This is a genomic window from Shewanella sp. MF05960 (assembly GCF_050849305.1).
In the GTDB taxonomy this organism is placed as follows: Bacteria; Pseudomonadota; Gammaproteobacteria; order Enterobacterales; family Shewanellaceae; genus Shewanella.
Genome location: NZ_JBOZPS010000008.1, coordinates 1 through 17,884, shown reverse-complemented (window position 1 = coordinate 17,884; position 17,884 = coordinate 1). Strand labels below are relative to the sequence as shown.

General features: G+C 45.2%; 14 protein-coding genes, 1 tRNA gene and 1 pseudogene. 9 read left to right on the top strand and 7 right to left on the bottom strand.

Translation table 11 applies throughout. From position 1 onward, the window contains the following. Positions 1-73: 73 nt before the first annotated feature. Genes trpA through ACROAE_RS09745 form a run of 6 tightly spaced genes read right to left on the bottom strand, consistent with a single transcriptional unit; the run spans position 74 to position 6,774 of the window. Positions 74-877 (bottom strand): tryptophan synthase subunit alpha, encoded by an 804-nt coding sequence (gene trpA / locus ACROAE_RS09770; protein ID WP_432401201.1) that lies wholly within the window; start codon positions 875-877, stop codon positions 74-76. Further along, positions 870-2,075: a tryptophan synthase subunit beta gene (gene trpB / locus ACROAE_RS09765; RefSeq protein ID WP_432401199.1), complete on the bottom strand. Its 1,206-nt coding sequence runs from the start codon at positions 2,073-2,075 to the stop codon at positions 870-872. Before trpB ends, trpA begins: the two co-directional genes overlap by 8 nt. A gap of 56 nt (positions 2,076-2,131) precedes the next feature. Next, positions 2,132-3,535, bottom strand: a complete 1,404-nt coding sequence (gene trpCF, locus ACROAE_RS09760) for a bifunctional indole-3-glycerol-phosphate synthase TrpC/phosphoribosylanthranilate isomerase TrpF (RefSeq protein ID WP_432401197.1) — start codon at positions 3,533-3,535, stop codon at positions 2,132-2,134. Next, entirely contained in the window at positions 3,528-4,571 is a 1,044-nt protein-coding gene (trpD, locus tag ACROAE_RS09755) for an anthranilate phosphoribosyltransferase (RefSeq protein WP_432401195.1), read from the bottom strand. The genes trpCF and trpD overlap by 8 nt, the downstream gene beginning before the upstream one ends. Then, positions 4,571-5,173: an aminodeoxychorismate/anthranilate synthase component II gene (locus ACROAE_RS09750; RefSeq protein ID WP_432401540.1), complete on the bottom strand. Its 603-nt coding sequence runs from the start codon at positions 5,171-5,173 to the stop codon at positions 4,571-4,573. The genes trpD and ACROAE_RS09750 overlap by 1 nt, the downstream gene beginning before the upstream one ends. 29 nt (positions 5,174-5,202) lie before the next feature. Continuing rightward, the gene (locus tag ACROAE_RS09745) at positions 5,203-6,774 is read right to left on the bottom strand and encodes an anthranilate synthase component 1 (RefSeq protein WP_432401538.1); all 1,572 of its coding nucleotides are present in this window, start codon (positions 6,772-6,774) and stop codon (positions 5,203-5,205) included. A gap of 444 nt (positions 6,775-7,218) precedes the next feature. Here ACROAE_RS09745 and rnm point away from each other — a divergent pair, with 444 nt between their 5' ends. The 4 genes and pseudogenes from rnm to scpB form a co-directional block, all read left to right on the top strand. Next, positions 7,219-8,079, top strand: coding sequence for an RNase RNM (rnm, locus tag ACROAE_RS09740; RefSeq protein WP_432401193.1), 861 nt, complete (start codon positions 7,219-7,221; stop codon positions 8,077-8,079). After that, a complete protein-coding gene (locus tag ACROAE_RS09735) occupies positions 8,076-8,696 on the top strand; it encodes an L-threonylcarbamoyladenylate synthase (RefSeq protein ID WP_432401190.1) in 621 nt (206 codons plus the stop codon). The genes rnm and ACROAE_RS09735 overlap by 4 nt, the downstream gene beginning before the upstream one ends. A 33-nt stretch (positions 8,697-8,729) precedes the next feature. Then, positions 8,730-9,518 (top strand): segregation and condensation protein A, encoded by a 789-nt coding sequence (locus ACROAE_RS09730; protein WP_432401188.1) that lies wholly within the window; start codon positions 8,730-8,732, stop codon positions 9,516-9,518. Between the two features lie 27 nt (positions 9,519-9,545). Further along, a pseudogene (gene scpB / locus ACROAE_RS09725) lies at positions 9,546-10,139 on the top strand (SMC-Scp complex subunit ScpB); the annotation flags it as partial. Between the two features lie 192 nt (positions 10,140-10,331). On the opposite strand, the gene ACROAE_RS09720 reads toward scpB, so the two are convergent. Continuing rightward, complete coding sequence (locus ACROAE_RS09720; protein WP_432401186.1) at positions 10,332-11,315, bottom strand: LysR family transcriptional regulator; 984 nt, start codon at positions 11,313-11,315, stop codon at positions 10,332-10,334. Positions 11,316-11,438: 123 nt separating this feature from the next. Between ACROAE_RS09720 and ACROAE_RS09715 the strand changes: the two genes are divergently transcribed. The 5 genes from ACROAE_RS09715 to ACROAE_RS09695 all read left to right on the top strand — a co-directional run bounded on the left by ACROAE_RS09715 (position 11,439) and on the right by ACROAE_RS09695 (position 17,542). Then, a complete protein-coding gene (locus ACROAE_RS09715; protein ID WP_432401184.1) occupies positions 11,439-12,518 on the top strand; it encodes an efflux RND transporter periplasmic adaptor subunit in 1,080 nt (359 codons plus the stop codon). Positions 12,519-12,521: 3 nt separating this feature from the next. After that, positions 12,522-15,605, top strand: coding sequence for an efflux RND transporter permease subunit (locus ACROAE_RS09710; protein WP_432401182.1), 3,084 nt, complete (start codon positions 12,522-12,524; stop codon positions 15,603-15,605). Between the two features lie 201 nt (positions 15,606-15,806). Continuing rightward, positions 15,807-16,679 carry a 23S rRNA pseudouridine(2605) synthase RluB gene (rluB, locus tag ACROAE_RS09705; RefSeq protein WP_432401180.1) on the top strand — a complete coding sequence of 291 codons (873 nt, stop codon included), beginning with the start codon at positions 15,807-15,809 and terminating at the stop codon, positions 16,677-16,679. 174 nt (positions 16,680-16,853) lie between these two features. Next, a complete protein-coding gene (locus ACROAE_RS09700; RefSeq protein WP_432401178.1) occupies positions 16,854-17,186 on the top strand; it encodes a hypothetical protein in 333 nt (110 codons plus the stop codon). 270 nt (positions 17,187-17,456) lie between these two features. Next, positions 17,457-17,542 (top strand) — tRNA-Leu (locus ACROAE_RS09695). The last annotated feature ends 342 nt before the right edge of the window (positions 17,543-17,884 follow it).

Genomic DNA, 17,884 nt, shown 5'->3' with positions numbered 1-17,884 from the left:
CATAATAAAAATCAGGAATACCGAGGTACTCCTGATTTTTTAAAACGCGTACAACTGGGCGTAAACGGCTACGTTAAGTTGCCGCTTTCATCGCGCGGGTAAATTCAGCAAGCTTAGCCAACAGTGTGGCCTCGTCATGTTGATGCGCTTCAATAATTTTAACCACAGCAGACCCTGAAATAGCACCAGCAGCACCCGCGCTGATAGCGGCACGCACTTGCTCTGGCTCTGCAATACCAAAACCGAGTAACGGCGGTGGGGCATTAAACTCAGCAAGCTGGGCTAAAATATTTTCAATTGGTTGGCCTGCTTTTGACTCAGTACCCGTTACGCCCGCGCGTGATAGCAAATAGGTGTAACCTTCGCCGCGCTCGCTCACCAGTTTTAACGTGTCAGCGTCGGCATTAGGCGGAGCAATAAAAATCGGTGCTATGCCATGTGCTTTAGCCGCTTGACTAAAAGGTGCAGACTCTTCAACAGGCACGTCGGCAATTAATACTGAATCAACGCCAGCAGCTTCTGCTTTGGCATAAAACGCATCAATACCATTAGCAAATACAAGATTGGCGTACAGTAATAATCCAATAGGTAAATCTGGATGTTGTGCACGGACTTTGGCTATTAGCTCAAAGCAATCATCAGGTTTAGTGCCCGCGGCTAATGAACGTAAATTGGCGCCTTGAATGACGGGCCCGTCAGCAAGTGGGTCTGAAAACGGAAAGCCTAATTCAAGGGCGTCTGCGCCACTATCTACCAAGGTTTGAATAATTTTTAATGACAACTCAAGGCCAGGGTCGCCAATGGTGACAAATGGAACAAATGCCCCTTTTTGTTGGGCTTTAAGGGCTGCAAATGTTGCCTGATAACGGTTACTCATTGCCGCTCTCCTTTTGTTTGGCTTCTAGAATATCTGCCACGGTGAAAATATCTTTATCACCGCGTCCCGATAAGTTAACCACGAGTATCGTTTCTTTGGTGGCTTCTCTTGCCAATCGAACAGCATACGCCAGTGCGTGAGCTGATTCTAATGCAGGAATAATCCCTTCGCAGCGTGCCAAAGTTTGGAACATTTCTAGCGCTTCATCATCGGTTGCAGACTCGTAACGAGCACGGCCAATGGCGTTTAAATGCGCATGTTGTGGTCCCACTGACGGAAAATCAAGCCCTGCAGACACTGAATATGATTCTTCAATTTGGCCTGAACTGTCTTGCATTAACGGTGACTTCATCCCAAAGAATATACCGGTTTTACCGTGCTTAAGTGGCGCGCCGTGCATTGGGGTGTCGATGCCTTTGCCGGCAGGCTCTACACCAATCAACTCAACTGATGGCTCGTCAATAAAGTCTGCAAACATGCCAATGGCGTTTGAGCCACCACCGACGCAGGCGATAACGGCATCTGGCAAGCGACCTTCTTTTTCAAGAATTTGCTTTTTAGTTTCTTCGCCAATCATACGCTGGAACTCACGCACAATCGTTGGGAATGGGTGTGGACCCGCGGCGGTGCCTAATAAGTAATGGGCTTTGTCGTAGCTGGCAGACCAGTCGCGCATGGCTTCGTTACAAGCATCTTTTAGGGTTGATGAGCCAGAGGTAACCGGGATGACTTCAGCGCCCATTAGTTTCATGCGAAATACGTTTGGCGACTGGCGCTCAATGTCTTTCGCGCCCATGTAGACTTTACACTTTAAACCTAAAAGCGCGCAGGCTAGGGCGGTTGCGACACCGTGTTGACCTGCGCCGGTTTCAGCAATAATTTCTTTTTTACCCATGCGTTTAGCCAATAATGCCTGGCCTAATACCTGGTTTGTTTTGTGCGCGCCGCCGTGGAGTAAGTCTTCACGCTTAAGGTAAATTTTTACCATCGGGTTTGGACTTAAGTTACGGGTTAAGGTCAATGCTGTTGGGCGACCCGCATAGTTCTTCAGTAAGTCGGTAAATTCAGCTTGAAAGCTTTCGTCTTGCTGCGCGTCAACAAAGGCGGATTCAAGTTGCTTTAATGCTGGCACTAGAATTTGTGGTACGTACATACCACCGTATTCGCCGAAATAAGGGTTAAGCTTGAGCTCGGTCATAAATGTTCCCTTCGAGTAATCGTATTATCGCTAAAAATTGTGTCGTAATGTGCAAACTAGTTACGGCGTAATTGGGTGAATGCTTCAATCAGTTTTTGATGGTCTTTATGGCCAGGTGCTGATTCTACACCAGAGTTGATGTCTACCCCATAAAAGCCTTGCTGGCTGGCGTGGTAAACGTTATCGGGTGTTAAGCCGCCGGCCAACATGGCATCGGCTTTATTGTCGATGTCAGCTTGCCAGTTAAACGTGTGGCCTGTGCCGCCAAATTGCTCGGCCGATTTACTGTCATACAAATATCGGTCAGCACCTTGCGGTTTGTTTGCCACTGCACCGGTTTGACTGTCGATAGCAACCGCTTTCCAAATTTGTGTACTGAGCTGCTTTTGCGACAACAGTGCGCGCAGGGCATCAATTTCAAGTTCGGTTTCATTGCCGTGTAATTGCACCGCAAATAGTTTGAGTGTTTGCGCTAAACTGGCAATGGTTTCAACCTGTTCATTAACAAACACCCCGACCATATTGAGTGCAATGTGTTTTTGCTGCATTTGGGCAATGAGTTCGGCGGCGGTTTCTGCGCTGATGGCTCGTGGCGATTTAGGATGGAAGATTAATCCGCCAAATACGGCCCCCGCCTTAGCTGCGGCTGCAATGTCATCAATACGCGTTAAACCACAGACTTTGTTATTGCCATAAATCAATTGTCTGCAAGCCAGGTCAATATCTGCTTGTGCCATGATTGAACTACCAACAAGGTAGCCATCCACTAACGGGTTAAGGCGACGTGTTTGCTGGTGGTTATAAATACCTGACTCGCTAATCACCACGCGATCGGCAGGGATTTGCGGCGCTAAAAGTTCGGTGGTGGCTAAATCGGTACTTAAGTCGCGCAGGTTGCGATTATTAATACCAATAATCGGCGCATTAAGATCAATCGCGCGTATGAGTTCTGGCTGATTACTGACTTCCGTTAAGGTATCGAGTTGATACTTAGCGGCTTCGTCGGCGAGCAGGCGATATTGCTTATCGTCGAGCACCGACAGCATTAATAAGATGGCATCAGCGCCTTGATGGGCAGCGAGTTTCACTTGATATGGGTCGACAAAGAAATCTTTACAGATGATAGGTTGAGTCACTCGAGCGCGAACCTGCGGAATGTAATCCATGTCGCCTTGGAAGAATTCTTCGTCTGTTAACACCGAAATACCCGCAGCATAATGATTGTAAATATCGGCAATGGCTTCGACGTTAAAATCGGGGCGGATAAGTCCTTTAGACGGACTGGCTTTTTTACATTCTAAAATAAACTGTGCATTAGGCGCTTTAAGCGCTGCGTATAAACTGCGATCAGATATTTTAGGCTGCAAACTGGCTTCAGGAAAGCGCAGTTTGAGGGCAGCAATATGGGCAACTTTAGTATCAACAATGCGTGTCAATACATTACTTTCTGGGTTACTCATTGTTTTCTCCAGCTTGGCTAGCCGCGGCTAAATCGGTTAAAAGTGTGTAGGCTTTGCCTGTGGCTAAGGTGGCTAACGCGAGCTGTGTGCCTTGTGCAACAGAGTCGCAAATTCCACTGACATAAAGGGCGCAACCCGCATTGATGGCCACCGCATCACGATGTGCGCTCTGGCCTTGCCCTTGTAAAATGGCTTGAGTAATTAGTGCATTGTCACTAGGCTCGCCGCCGGTTAGCGCGGTGATATCAGCACGCGTGACCCCTAGGTCTTCTGGCGTGAGCTGATAAGTACGTACCGTGCCGTCTTTTAGTTCTGCTACATGGGTAATGTCATGTAATGCCACTTCATCTAAGCCGCTACCGTACACTACCATGGCGCGTTTTACCCCAAGCGCATTGAGCACTTGAGCAATCGGTTCAATCAATTCGAGCGAGTAAACCCCAAGTAGCATTGACTCAGGCTTAGCTGGATTAATTAATGGCCCAAGCACGTTGAAAATAGTGCGGGTTTTTAATGCTGCTCTAACCGGTACCGCATGCTTTACGCCACCATGATAGTGCGGCGCAAATAAGAAACATAATCCAAGATCATCTAAACATTGGCTTGCCGCTTCTGGTGCCATCGTGAGCGCGATACCACAATGAGACAGTAAATCAGATGAACCCGATTTACTCGATACACTGCGGTTGCCGTGTTTGGCCACTTTAGCGCCAGCAGCTGCGGCTACAAACGCTGCTGTGGTTGAGATATTAATGGTGTTATAACCATCACCGCCAGTACCGACAATATCGACAATCCCTGTGTCAATAGATGCTTTAGATCGAGGGAACGCCTTAGCGGCTTGTCTTAATGCATCTGCTGCACCGGTGATTTCGTCAATGGTTTCGCCGCGCATTTTAAGAGCCACTAACATTCCAGCCATGGTGGCCGGTTCCATATCACCTTGAATAATGGTGCTAAACAACGTTGATGTTTGTTCACGGCTGAGGTGTTGACCTTGATAGAGTTGGTCGAATAAAGGTTGTAAATTAGCCATTATGCGCCTCCTGTAGCCGTATTGTCTTGGGTTAAATAAGCCAGTGTTTGCGTTAACAATTGGCTACCCAAGGTGGTTAAAATTGACTCTGGATGAAACTGAAATCCAATAGCTTGATGTTGTGGGTGTAATATTGCCATCGGCATGTCATCTGTAGTGGCGATAACCTCGAGGCAATCCGGCACGCGAGTGGCCACTAAGCTGTGGTAACGGGCAACAGGCAGCGGAGACGGTAAGTTAGCAAACACGCCCTGGCCGTTGTGAAACGTTGGGCTGGCTTTGCCGTGTACTACAAAGGGGGCGCGCTCAACTTTACCGCCGTAATATTCCGCCATCGCCTGATGACCTAAACAAATGCCTAGCATAGGCACTTTGCCGGCAACCTTATCGATAAGTTCCATCATGCAGCCAGCTTCGTGTGGCGCGCCAGGTCCTGGTGATAGCACTAAGGCCGCTTTGCCCGTTTCATTAATCAGTTTTTCAGCCAAATAATCGGCGCTAACATCGTTACGATAAATCAATACTTCACAGCCTAAACTGCGGAATTGATCAACGAGGTTATAGGTAAACGAGTCAAAGTTATCGAGTAAGTATAATTTCATTTTAGCGCTCGCTAATGGGTTCGTGTTGCTCATAGGCCACCTCCCATTTTAATGGCAGAAATCACCGCCTGGGCTTTTTGACGAGTTTCATCGGCTTCGGCTTGTGGGTCTGAGTCAAACACTACGCCGGCACCGGCTTGAATATAAGCAACGTCATTTTTAACAAACGCTGAACGGATAACAATGCAGGTATCCATGTCACCTAAACCGTTAACATAGCCTACAGCGCCACCATAACTCCCACGACGAGCTTGTTCTGCTTCACGCACCAATTGCGATGCACGTACTTTGGGCGCACCCACTAGGGTGCCCATGTTCATACAGGCTTGATAAGCGTGCAGGGCATCTAAATCACTGCGTAACTGGCCAGTAACACGACTCACAAGGTGCATTACGTGTGAGTAACGGTCAACTTTAAGTAATTCGGCCACTTTACGGCTACCGCTTTGGCTAATACGGGCAATGTCGTTACGGGCTAAGTCGACCAGCATTAAATGCTCAGACAATTCTTTTTTATCTAAACGCAGCTCAAGTTCGATACGGCTGTCTAAATCAAAGTCGATTTCGCCTTGGGCGTTTTTACCGCGCTGACGAGTCCCGGCAATCGGATACACTTCTACCTGATTGCTTGCAGCATCGTATTTCAAGGCACTTTCTGGTGATGCACCAAATAAGGTGAAATCCGGGCCGCGGAAATAAAACATGTACGGGCTAGGGTTGGTCAGTCTTAGCGCGCGGTATGCTCCTAATGTATTCGGGCAAGGCAAGCTGAAACAACGAGAGGGCACGACCTGGAAAATATCGCCAGCAACAATATGTTCCTTTAAATCAATGACCGTTTTTTTGAATTGCTCGTCGCTGATGTTCACTTCAGCCTCAGCGTCAATCGGTGCTAATGCAGCGACATCGCCCAAAGTAGTACATTGCTGACTAACCGTGTCGATTTGTGTTTGCAGCTGAGCTGTAATCGCTGGGTCTTGATTAAATTGGTGACTGACAATGTCAGCTTGCTGAGTTTGATGATCAATTAATATCAAGGTTTCAGCGAGATAGAACAAATAATCTGGGCAGTCGTTATTGGCATTAGGCGCAGAAGGAAGCGGCTCTACGGTGTCAATTAAGTCATATGCCAGTACGCCACCTAAAAATAAGTCTTCAAATTTAACCGCATGGTTAGTGTGAATGTGCTGTACAAACATCCGTAAACCATCAAGCGGTGAGGTCGATTTTAAGCGCGCATCTTCATCTTGTAACTCGGTGGCTTTTTGTAATGTAACGATTAATTGATTTGGCTGACGCTGTAAATCGGCGTGACTGAAGAACGAAGCAATCGGCTCAAGTAAGCTGGCGCCGTTTTCGGTTAATGCACTAAACGTCAGTTGATAACCGTCACAGCGGATCATCATGGCGGCATGGGTTAACACGATGCTTTTAAGATGATCTTTACTTTCGACCTCCGCAGATTCTAGCAGCATAGTATGCGGCGCATTTTGGGTAACATGCTGATACAGATTTAACGGATCAGTATGGTAGGTTAACGCTTGTTTTTGCGTGCTAACCTGAGCGAGTTGGTTTGGTGTGATCACTGTAGTCGTCACTATGCTGCCGCTCCTTGTGTATTAATGTTTATCATCTGGTCACCTTAACTGCTGTTTAACCCGAGTAATCCTATGGGCCAAATAACAAGAAAGCCCACATCTCTGCGGGCTTTCTGGTAAAATCTTGTCTCTTAAAAATGAGCACAACGCTTCACACCACCCGTTAATTTGGGAAGTGCCACCACCAAGTAATGTGTAATGAAGCTAATGAATGTGTCATTGTTAATCGCTATATTGAATTCTGTATTTCGTGCCTATAGGAAAACCCAGCTGGGCTATAAAGTCAATTGAATATTACTCAAAAACACGGAAAAATGTATCCAGTAGTGTCTATTGTCGATTTATTGAACGCAAAGCGCTGCTTCACGCTAAAAATAGTTATTATTTGACACAATTAATTCACTAATCCCAGCAGTATTTTTATTGGTATTCTTGTACAATAAACAGATGATTACAGAGACTCTATTGGCCGATCTACACAGCCACACGACCGCATCAGACGGTCAACTTACACCAACTCAATTAATTTCTCGCGCCATTGAAAAGGGCGTAGAGATGTTTGCGATTACCGACCACGATACCGTTGGCGGTTTAGCAGAAGCACACATTGCAAACCTTGCGCATGCAACGCCATTGAAGCTTATCAACGGTTGTGAAATCTCGACGCGCTGGAACAGTTTTGATATTCATATTGTGGGCCTTAACGTCGATATTACCCATACGGGCTTATTAGACTTTTTAACTCAACAACGCGAATTACGTGAAGTGCGCGCCCAAGAAATTGGCGAGCGTTTAGCCAAAGCAGGCATTGAAGGTGCTTATGAAGGCGCCAAAGCCATTGCTGGCGATGCCGCATTAAGTCGTGGCCACTATGCAAGATGGTTAGCCGATCATGGCCATGCGACAGATATGCCCAGTGTGTTTAAAAAGTATTTAGCCCGCGGAAAAACCGGTTATGTGCCCAATAATTGGGGCGACATGGCCAATGCCATTGAACATATTCATCAAGCGGGCGGTGTTGCGGTGCTTGCCCACCCAAGTGGTTATAAATTGTCGGCAAAGTGGCTTAAGCGTTTAGTGCGCGAATATGCAGAAGCGGGCGGCGATGCGATGGAAGTTATTTTGGGGCAGCAAACGCTGGACGACCGAAATAATCTTATTGCTCTGAGTAAACTTAATAACCTGCTTGCGTCTGTGGGCAGTGATTTTCATTTTCCTAGTAATTGGATTGAACTAGGCAAAAACTTATACCAACCCCAAGGTGTTGAGTGGGTTTGGCAATCTCAAAATTGGATGGAACGGACATGAGTCAATTTTTCTATATTCACGATGAAAACCCACAAGCGCGGTTAATAAACCAAGCCGTGGCGATTCTTAAACAAGGTGGGGTGATTGTGTATCCTACCGACTCGGGTTATGCATTGGGTTGTATGATTGGCGACAAAAACGCCATGACACGCATGGTGCGTATTCGTAAGATTGAAAACGACAATAACTTTTCGTTAATGTGCCGTGATTTATCTGAGCTGGCCAACTTTGCTCGCGTAGACAACCAGGCGTACCGCTTACTTAAAAGCTGCACACCAGGGCCGTATACCTTTATTTTTAAAGCGACCAAAGAAGTGCCGCGCCGTTTACAGTGCGATAAGAAACGCACCATTGGTATCCGTGTGCCGAACAACTTAATTGCACTTGCTTTACTTGAAGCCTTAGATGAGCCAATGATGACCACCAGTTTGGTTATGCCAAACGAGCAAGCAGCAGAGTCAGATCCTGAGCATATCCGCGATATTTTAGAACACCAAGTTGATGGCATTATTCACGGCGGCTATTTACCCGAGAAGCAAACCACCGTCATTGATATGTCAGAAGATGAAGTGGTTATTTTGCGTTACGGCGCAGGCGATACCAGTGCATTTGAATAAGCTCGCGATTCGTTTGAGTCCAAAGGGATAACCATGCAGGGCATTCAACAGAGCCTTCCACTCGCGGTGGTGCGCGGTCAAGCGATGGACAGCATGCCACTCGACTTGTTTATCCCGCCTGAGGCACTTGAAGTCTTTTTAGAAACCTTCGAGGGGCCTCTGGATTTACTGCTGTACTTAATTCGTAAGCAAAAGCTGGATGTGGTTGATTTACCTATTCAGCAAATTACGCAGCAATATTTAATTTATATTGAGATATTGACCGAGGCACGGATTGAATTAGCCGCTGACTACCTGGTTATGGCCGCGACCTTAGCTGAAATTAAATCACGCTTATTGTTGCCAAAAATGGCGCATGAAGACGATGAGGAAGAAGATCCTCGCGTGGTTCTTATTCGCCAATTAAAAGCCTACGAGGTGATTAAGCAAGCCGCAGCAGATTTAGATGAACTGCCGCGAATTGAGCGTGATGTGTTTCAAGCCTCTGTGGTTGCAGCCCCAGGTATTAAGCCAGTCGTTGTGCCACCCGAAGTGTCGTTAGCCGATATAGCCCGCGCTTTTGGCGAAGTGTTAAAACGCATAGATGCTAACGAAGACCATCATGTTAAGCGCGAACAATTATCAACCCGTGAGCGCATGAGCCAAATTTTAGCAAAGCTGTCTAGCACTGAATATCTTGGTTTTGAGCATTTGTTTGATGTCAGTGAAGGTCGTGCCGGTGTGGTTGTCAGCTTTTTAGCGTTAATGGAACTGGTGAAAGAGTTGCTGGTGGAATTAGTGCAAAATGAACCGTTTTCGCCTATCTATGTTAAAGCTTTTTAGCGTTTATCTTAATGAGTCATTAGCACTATGAATCAAATCAATGCTATCCAGCTTAAACAATTAATTGAAGCCAGTTTATTTGTACTGGGTAAACCACTATCAATCAAAGTCTTAAAAGAAACGGTATTAGCTGACTTTAACGTGTCACGGGTGCGCATTCAAGAAACCCTCGATGAACTTCAGCTCGATTATCAAGATCGCGGCGTACAACTGGTTAAGGTTGCCAGTGGTTATCGTTTTCAAACCCAAGAAATCCTCAGTCCATTCTTACAGCCGCTATGGCAAGAAAAAGCCCCTAAATACTCGCGTGCCACCATGGAAACTCTTGCAGTTATTGCCTATAGGCAGCCGGTGACTCGTGGTGATATTGAGCAAATCCGTGGTGTAGCCATCAGCACTCATATCATTAAAAGTTTGCTTGATCGCAATTGGATTAAGGCCGTTGGCCATAAAGAAGTACCGGGACGTCCCGCGCTGTACGCGACTACTCATCAATTTTTAGATTACTTTGGTTTAAAAAAATTGGCCGATCTACCTGCTTTAACTGATGTTGCATCGTTACAAGCACTTTTTGATAAAGCCAGTATAGCCTTGGATAACGCTGAAGATGATAGCAGCGATAATGATACAGAAACGCGCATTGATAATAATGACACCATTGAAAACGCTAGCAATGAGCACGACACTGAAGTTAATCAGTTAAACGACGACTCAAATGATAACTCAAATAATGGCTTAGACAATCACTTAGATAATGACTTTACGCATTAGGCTAGTACATAAACTTACTATCTCTCGTTAAGGTTCAGTATTTTATGTCCACACTTTATTATTGATGATAGCAGCCTTACTGGTTTGAACGGGCATTTCAGTTAGCATGTAATCGATTAATCGTTGTCCCGTTAAGCTTAAAAAGCGCCTGGATGGATAGACTAAAAACACCACACCAACATATGGTTGTAACTCGTTAAATAATCGAATTAACTTGCCTTGTTCAACATCCCCAACACAAATCCCATGCGGTAAGTAACCAATACCTCGACCTAGGCGAGTGGCTTCATACGCCAGTTGAATACTGTTGGTGCATAAATTGCCTTTTACCGCCTGCAGCACATCATTGGCTAATGGTACTTCGCTAAAGGTTTTACCATTGGGGAAACGAAACAAAATTGAATTGTGTTGTTCAATATCGCTTATGCTTTTTGGCGTGCCCGCTTTTGCAAGATACTCAGGACTGGCAAAGAAACACATTTCTTCATAAAGCACTGGTTTTGCCACCATATCGAGTTCGGTAAATGTTTCATTCACCATAAACGCGATATCAATATTATTACGCACCATATCCAAAGGCTCGGTGCTGGTAATAATTTCAATGGTGAACTTAGGATTTTCATCCATAAAGGCAAATATTTTGTTCACAATTTGCATTATCTGCGGCACCGGAAACATCAAAATGCGTAAATGGCCGGTGAGCTCAGCTTTATTATCGGTTATATCGGCGATGGTTTGATCAAGCTCAGCTAACATCACTAAGGTTTTTTCGTAAAACTGGCTGCCGGCAGAGGTGAGCGATATCGCGCGGCTTAAGCGATGGAACAGCTTGATATTTAATGATTCTTCAAGCGACAGTAACCTTCGGCTTACCGTTGATTTGGGCAAATTCAGCAAATCAGCGGCTTCCAATATACTGCCTGTTTCTACAATTCGATGAAACAAGGCAATGTCTTCGGTTTTCATAGTAATTACTCGCAGATTAATCGTTAAGTCAAACTCAAATAATGGGATTGATGTTCCCAAACAAACCCATTTATTGCAACCATAAATCAGCGTATCGTCTACCTATTATTGTCAGAATTAATTATCAATCATTTAATACCATTCTTTTATGTCTGTTATCTGCCTAACTCCAAGGATTTATCGATGAAATATCACTCAATGTTACCGTTAACATTGCTTGCTACTGTGCTTATTGCTGGCTGTTCTCAAGCAGAAAAGACCGTAGAGAAAGAAGTCATTCGCCCAGTAAAGTTATTTGAAATCACTGAGTCAGCCGCTAATCAAGTGCATAAGTTTCCTGCGAAAGTGACAGCCAATAGCCGTGCTGAATTGTCGTTTCGAGTTTCAGGTCAATTGGTGAATCTCGAGCTTGTTGAAGGGGAAGTGGTTAAACAAGGTTTTTTACTCGCTAAATTGGATGATCGCGATGCGAAAAATAACTTAATGACCAGTGAAGCAAATTACGAGTTTTTATCGGCAGAGTTTACCCGTAACCAGGCAATGTTTAGTCGCCAACTGATATCTCAGGCCGAGTTTGACAGCAGTAAAGCGCAATTGAAAACCGCTAAAGCGGCATTAGAAGCCGCGAAGGATCAACTCAGCTACACCCGTTTAGAAGCGCCATTCAGTGGCACTATTGCGAAACGTATGGTCGACAATCATCAAATCGTCCAAGCCAATCAAGGCGTGTTAACCCTGCAAAATAATCACTTACTCGACATCAGCATTCAAGTGCCTGAAGCGATAGTGGCCAAGTATGCCCAAACGGTCACTCATGCTTTAAAAGCGAAAGTGCGTTTTAGCGCTATGAACGACAGAGTTTTTGATGCCTATTTTAAAGAATATTCTACCCAGGTAACCCCTGGTACACAGGCTTACGAAGTGGTGTTTTCATTAGAACAACCGCAAGATGTGCAATTGCTGCCGGGCATGAGCGCTGAACTTATCATTGCACAAACAACCCACGACCAAAGCGTATTTACCGCAGTGGTACCGATGACCGCAGTGGATAAAGATGACACTAACGCCAATGTTGTGGTGTGGAAGTATGATCCGCAAAGCGGTGAAGTGAGTCCGGTAAATGTGACTCTCGGGCGCGTGAGTAATGAAGGTGTCGAGGTGTTAACGGGTATACAAAAAGGCGATCTTCTTGTTGCTGCCGGTTTATCACAACTGTCTGTTGGTCTAAAAGTAAAACCTTTACGCTGGCAGCGAGGAGTATAAGCGATGAGTGTTGCTGAGTACTCAATTAACAACAAAGTCATTAGCTGGATGTTTACCCTGTTACTGCTCATTGGCGGTAGCGTTGCCTTTACCGGTTTAGGCCAGCTTGAGTTTCCAGAATTTACCATTAAACAAGCATTGGTGATTACTGCTTATCCTGGAGCCTCACCTGAGCAAGTGGAAGAAGAGGTCACTTTACCGCTTGAAAATGCATTACAACAACTTGATGGGGTAAAACACATTACCTCAATCAACAGTGCTGGCTTATCACAAATTCAAATTGAGATTAAAGACAGTTACGACAAACAGCGTTTACCACAGGTGTGGGACGAAATGCGTCGTAAAGTGAGTGATACTCAAGGACAATTACCGCCAGGTTCGTCTTCTTCGCAAGTGATAGATGACTTTGGCGATGTGTACGGTATTTTGCTTAACTTATCGGGTGATGATTTCAGTAACCGTGAACTGAGCAATTATGCTGATTATTTACGCCGTGAACTGGTATTGGTTCCCGGTGTAAAGAAAGTGTCAGTTATCGGCAATATTACTGAGCAAGTTGTCATTGAAATATCACAGCAAAAATTGTCTGCTTTAGGGTTAGATCAAAATTACATATACAGCTTAGTGAACAACCAAAACGTGGTGTCTAATGCAGGCAGCATTGTGATTGGTGACAATCGCATTCGACTGCACCCCACCGGCGAATTTAATTCCGTTAACGCATTGTCTCGTTTAGTGGTGAGTTCACCTGGCAGTACCGAGCTGATTTACTTAGGTGACATTGCTCGTATAGCTAAAGAGTTTGATGAAACCCCAAGTGTGATTTATCACAACCGCGGGCAATTGGCATTGAGCTTGGGGATTTCATTCTCAGGCGGCGTCAACGTGGTTGATGTGGGTGAAAAAGTCACCGAACGTCTTGAACAGTTGGAATCACAACGCCCTATAGGCATGGCGTTAGATACGGTATACAACCAAAGTCATGAAGTGGATAGCACGGTTCAAGGTTTCTTAATTAACTTGCTTGAATCGATTGCGATTGTTATCGCTGTTTTGTTGTTATTTATGGGCTTGCGTTCGGGCTTATTAATGGGACTAATCCTGTTACTGACCATTTTAGGTACTTTCATTATGATGAAGGTGCTGGGTATCGAACTACAGCTTATTTCACTAGGTGCATTAATTATTGCGCTGGGGATGTTGGTCGATAACGCGATTGTGATTACCGAAGGGGTATTGATTGGTCTGCAGCGTGGCAAAACGCGCTTAGCCGCTGCAAAGCTTATTGTGTCGCAAACTCAGTGGCCATTACTCGGAGCAACAGTGATTGCCATTATTGCCTTTGCCCCTATTGGTTTGTCGCAAAATGCCGCCGGTGAGTTTTGTCGCTCGTTATTCCAGGTGTTGATGATTTCGTTGTTCATTAGCTGGATCACGGCCATTACCTTAACGCCATTCTTTTGTAATGTGTTGTTTAAAGATGCAGAGCCCACTGACGAAGAAGTTGATCCTTACAAAGGGTGGTTGTTTACTGCATACCGCGGCACATTATCCATTGTACTGCGATACAGAATAGCGACCTTGCTGTTAGTGCTGGTGATGTTGGCGTCGGCGGTATTTGGCTTTGGCTATATTAAGAATGTGTTTTTCCCTGCGTCGAATACACCTATTTTCTTTGTCGATGTGTGGATGCCAGAAGGTACAGACATTAAAGCCACTGAGCGTTTTGTGACTAAAATTGAGCACAAGCTTATTGCAGAAGATAAGCAAAATGGCACGGGTATGGTGCATTTGTCGAGCGTGATAGGTCAAGGTGCACAACGATTTGTTTTACCTTACCAGCCTGAAAAAGGTTATGCCGCGTTTGCTCAGATCATCATTGAAATGGAAGATTTAGATGCGGTTAGAGCGTATATGCCTGAGGTTGAGCGTTTTTTAGCGCAGAACTTCCCGCAAGCGCAATATCGTATGAAGATGATGGAGAATGGCCCGTCGCCAGCCGCAAAAATTGAAGCGCGCTTTTATGGTGAAGACCCACAAGTGTTACGTGCGTTAGCAACCCAGGCCAAAGAGATTTTCAATAACGAACCGGCAATGGACAGTGTTCGCCATGATTGGCGCAATCAAGTGCCGGTGATCCGCCCACAATTATTGAATGCGCAAGCACGTGAAACCGGTATCAGTAAACAAGATCTGGATAACGCCTTATTGCTTAACTTTAGCGGTAAGCAGATAGGCTTATATCGTGAAACCAGTCACTTACTGCCTATTGTTGCCCGGGCGCCAGCAGAAGAGCGTTTACAAGCTGATAGTTTGTGGAAAATGCAAATCTGGAGTGCCGAGAACAATACGTTTGTCCCCGCGACTCAAGTGGTCAGTGAATTTACCACTGACTGGGAAAACCCGTTGGTGATGCGCCGCGACAGAATCCGCATGTTAGCCGTATTAGGCGATCCTAAATTGGGTTCAGACGAAACGGCAGACTCGGTGCATCGTAAAGTGAAAGCGAAAGTCGAGGCCATTGAACTTCCTGCAGGCTATCGCTTTGAGTGGGGCGGCGAGTATGAGTCTGCTGGTGAAGCACAAACGGCGGTATTTAGTTCTATTCCGCTCGGTTATTTAGCGATGTTTTTAATTACCGTATTGCTGTTTAACTCAGTAAGGCAACCGTTAGTGATTTGGTTTACCGTGCCACTTGCTGTCATTGGTGTCTCAGCCGGCTTACTGCTGTTTGATGCGCCATTTAGTTTTATGGCCTTACTTGGCTTACTGAGCTTGTCAGGTATGGTGATTAAAAACGGTATTGTATTGGTTGAGCAAATAAACCTCGAGCTTCATGATGGCGCAGCACCGACGAATGCATTAGTGCATTCTTGTGTCAGCCGTGTTCGCCCGGTCATGATGGCGGCCATCACCACCATGCTGGGGATGATCCCGTTAATCAGCGATGCCTTCTTTGGATCAATGGCTATTACTATTATCTTTGGCCTTGGCTTTGCGTCATTGCTGACTCTAGTGGTATTGCCTGTGATGTACAGCTTATTGTTTAACATCCGTTTTGACCGCCAAGATATTACTGCACATTAGTTTATCGTTGGGCTCATGATAAAACCGCTGACACATTTAACCGTGTCGGCGGTTTTTTTTGCTCGTTTGTCACATTCAGCGTATAATCTTGGCACTTTTCTAATTGTATGCGTCACAGGCGGGTACAATCCTAAAAAGACAATAAAGTAAAAGTAATTAACCTTTTGCTTTCTATCGAATTTCTTTAAAGAGTCCCCGCTAATGAGTGAAAAATTGCAGAAAGTCTTGGCCCGTGCAGGCCATGGCTCCCGTCGTGAGATGGAGGCATGGATTGCTGCAGGCCGAGTTAGTGTTGACGGTGAAATTGCTGGTTTAGGCGATCGTGTTGAGGCTGATGCCAAAATACGTATTGATGGCCGTGCCGTTTCATTAAAGTCAGCTGACGACATCGTTTGTCGTGTGTTGGCTTATCATAAACCTGAAGGTGAAATTTGTTCGCGCAAAGATCCTGAAGGTCGTACGACTGTGTTCGAACGTTTACCTAAAGTGCGTGATGCTCGCTGGGTTGCGGTAGGTCGTTTAGATATTAATACCTCTGGTTTATTGCTGTTTACCTGTGATGGTGAACTCGCTAACCGTTTGATGCACCCATCAAACGAAGTTGAGCGTGAATACGCTGTGCGTACTTTTGGTGAAGTACCAGAAGCGGCAGTTCAACGTTTACGCACCGGCGTGACCTTAGAAGATGGTCCTGCGCAGTTTGACAGCATCAAAGCGGCTGGTGGCGAAGGCATTAACCAATGGTGGCACGTGACATTACGTGAAGGACGCAATCGTGAAGTGCGTCGTTTATGGGAATCACAAGAAGTGCAGGTGAGCCGTTTGATCCGTGTGCGTTATGGTCAAGTTGAGTTACCAAAAACGTTGCCACGTGGCGGTTGGATTGAATTGCCAATTGACCAGGTTAACTATTTACGTCAACTTGCAGGACTTGAGCCTGAAACACGTTCATTATTGGGTTCTGACAAACACAGTGTCGCTCGCTCTAAAGTGAAAAGTGCTAAAATTCGTCGTGCGGTACGTAAACACAAAGTGGGTTCAAACCACGGAAAACCAACACGTCAACGTGACTAATCACATGATGTCGGTTTTACCTCTAAAGGTCGCGAAAGCGGCCTTTTTTATTGACTGTAATTTTATGTAATTCTGCTTGTTTAAAGTCCAATCTCAGATATGATCCGCACCATTAATTAAAACGTTCCGCTCAAGCTCTTTATGGGGCTTCGGTATTATTGTGAGTCATTGAACATGATGAAGAAATTGTTTGCTGGTTTATTGGTGTTATTTGTTGTTGGTTGTGCATCAGCGCCAAGCTGGGAAGGCATGTCAGAGCGTGAAATTAGCCAGTGGAAATCGATTGGTTTTGATGCCACTCAAGCTCAAAATTGGCGCGTTCGAGGTTTTGGTGCAACGGAAGCAAATGGTTGGGTTCAAGCTAACTTCAGTTTAGATACCGCAACTATTTGGGCTAAAGAGTCTTTTAACGTAGAAGAAGCACAAGTGTGGTCTGAAGCGGGCTTTGAAATTGAAGATGCTGTGACCAATCGCAGTAAAGGCTTAACACCGGTTAGAGCTAATTAATCGTACTGTTTATTCCGCATTTTGTGGTATTTTTTATGAGTGTAAAGCATGAGTGGGTTGCTGTTAACTCACTCAGTTTGCTGTAATTTAAATCGAATTGACGAATTTTGAAGCGTTCGGTTCGCTCAAGTAAATATTTTTGTTGCTTGAGGTCAAAAAAACAGTAAAGTATGCACCAAGTTAAACGGGACGTGAAAAACGCACCAGATTAACGTAGTGGAAATCAAAATTTAGTGCCTTGATATTTGATATCAAAACACAACAAGTTTTGCCCGAGTGGTGGAATCGGTAGACACAAGGGATTTAAAATCCCTCGCTGAATAAGCGTGCCAGTTCAAGTCTGGCCTCGGGTACCATTATAATCTCTATTTATAGAGAGTGGTGTAAAAAAGCCTCAACATGAGTTGGGGCTTTTTTATGTCTGAAATTTGGGTTTTATCGTTAAGGTTTAAAGCCCAAGGCAGCTCTGGTTGAACATCAGGCGTGCAAGCGCAAGTCTGGCCTCGGGTACCATTATTGGTATACGAGCTGCTAGCAATAGCGAGTGGTGTAAAAAAGCCTCAACATTAGTTGGGGCTTAATTAGATGGTCCGCCTCACCCCTAAGCTAAACTTAGGGTAGGCTAATCAAAGAGGCGAAGCATCATGTCTACTATTAAAGTAATTGGGATCGATTTAGGCAAATCTTCTTTTCATCTT